This is a genomic window from Promicromonospora kroppenstedtii DSM 19349 (assembly GCF_000515355.1).
GTDB lineage: Bacteria > Actinomycetota > Actinomycetes > Actinomycetales > Cellulomonadaceae > Promicromonospora > Promicromonospora kroppenstedtii.
Window position 1 is genome coordinate 2,924 of record NZ_KI911710.1, and the last position, 2,042, is coordinate 4,965.

At 71.6% G+C, this 2,042-nt stretch carries 2 protein-coding genes; both read right to left on the minus strand.

The window, feature by feature from the left end; genetic code table 11:
* Positions 1-92 precede the first annotated feature (92 nt).
* On the minus strand, positions 93-1,286 hold the full coding sequence (locus PROKR_RS19400) for a trypsin-like serine peptidase (protein ID WP_051433157.1): 1,194 nt from the start codon (positions 1,284-1,286) through the stop codon (positions 93-95).
* 166 nt (positions 1,287-1,452) lie between these two features.
* Positions 1,453-2,042, minus strand: a 590-nt coding sequence (locus PROKR_RS19405; RefSeq protein ID WP_051433158.1) for a LuxR C-terminal-related transcriptional regulator, incomplete at its 5' end; no start/stop codon positions are given.

The following is a 2,042-nucleotide window of genomic DNA, read 5'->3' on the forward strand; positions in this document are numbered from 1 at the left end:
CGGGCCCGGACCTGACTACCGAACCCGGTGACGGGGCGGCGGCAGGTCCGGGCCCGGCGGGGCTCGGGTCGTTCGGGTCAGGTGTCGCTCGGTCAGGCGTTGTTCGCCGCGATGACCAGGCTCCGCACCTTGACGTCGAAGTGCGGCGACCCGATGAACTTGTTGTTCGACGGGCCGAACGACGTCACGCCGCGGGTGTAGCCCAGCCGCTTGCTGCCGTCGTACTTCCACACCCACGGCCCGCCGGACGACCCGCCGCCGAAGTTGCAGCCGACGATCTTGGACGTGTTCGGCACGGCCTGGGTCTTGCCCACCATGCCCTGGCAGACCCACATCACCTCGCCGCTGTCGCGGTTGGACGGGTAGCCGAAGATCGCGGCGGTGAACTTGAAGGACTTGCTGATCATGAGGCCGTTGCCGCCGACCGCCTTGACGACCCGGGCGTTGTTCTCGTTCGCGTAGGTCGAGATGACACCGACGTCCCGACCCCAGCCGCGCGTGGTACCGCCGTAGTTGATCCAGGCCTTGAAAGTGTGCAGCGTGCGCGCCTGGAACGTGCCGTACGGCGTCGGGTCGGCCGCGTACCCGTTGTACTTCGGCACGAAGACGACGTTGTTCAGCCAGCTGCCGCCGCGCCCGGTGTGCACGCAGTGCCCCGCGGTGATGACCACGCGCTTCGACCGGGTGTTGACCGCCGATGCCGAGCAGTACCGGTCGCCCTGGTAGCCGCCGATGAACAGCTTGCCGGTGGTGATCGGGAACCGCTTGATGCCCTGTGCCTCCACGCCGCCGGACGCCTTCGGCGCGGCACCGGCCGGCGCCACCGGCTCGGAGACGACCGTGCCTGCCTCGCCCGCCGCCGTCGCGCCCAGGGCCGCGACCGTGCCGACAGAGCCGCCCACGGTGCTGCTGCGCGCCGCGTCCTGCGCCATCTTGGACACGAGCTTGCTGTCCCCGGGCTCGTCGAGCGACGTGGCCGCGGCCATCCGCTCCGGCGTCCAGTAGTCGAGGACGGCCGGGTCGCCGCCCTCGGCGTCCATCCGCCGCACCTCCTGCTGGGAGTAGGTGCGGGCCTTCGAGCCCTTGCCCTGCAGGACCGGCGCCACCGCCGATACGATCTCGCCGTCGGCAGCGTCGGCGACGGCGCCCGCGCTCTTCGCGGTGACCGGTGCGGACGCCGGTGCCGCGGTCGTCGCGGCCGACGCCATCGGCACACAGACCACGGACGCGGTCAGGGTCGCGGCCGCCGCCATGGCGGCGAGCCGCAGCTTGCGAGTGCTGCCCATCTGAAAGTCCCCTCAGTTGTCCTACATACCCGTTTCGACTGGTATCTACTATTGATCGGTAGAGTATGTAGCGGGCGTTAGGGGGTCTACCCCAACGGCGTATGGCCCGGGGCAAGTTTTGGTCTGGGCGCGCGTCGGACCGTGCCGGGGCGGTCCTGCGCCCGGTTCAGACCCCGAGGTGGCGCAGCACCGCCAGGACCCGGCGGTGGTCCGCGGCGTCCTGCGGCAGGTCGAGCTTGGTGAAGATGGCCGCGACGTTCTTCTCGACCGCGCCGTAGGACAGGTGCAGCGTGTCGGCGATCGCCCCGTTGGACCTGCCCTGGGCCATCAGGCCCAGCACCTCGCGCTCGCGCGCCGACAGACGCTCCAGGGCGACGTCCTGGCGGGCGGTGCCCATGAGCTGCGTGACCACCTCGGGGTCCAGCACCGTCTCGCCGCGCGCCACGCGGCCGAGCGCCTCGACGAAGTCGCGCACGTCGGCCACGCGGTCCTTGAGCAGGTAGCCCACGCCCCGGGCGTCCCCGGCCAGGAGCAGGCTCGCGTACCGGGTCTCCACGTACTGCGAGAACAGCAGCACCGGCAGGGCGGGATGCCGGGACCGCAGGTTCAGCACGGCCCGGAGGCCCTCGTCGGTGAAGCTGGGCGGCATCCGGATGTCCGCGACGACGACGTCGGGCAGCGACTCCTCGCGGGCGGCGCGGGCCACCTCGCGCTCCAGCGCGGCGCCGTCGGCGACGGTGCGCACGGCGTGGCCGC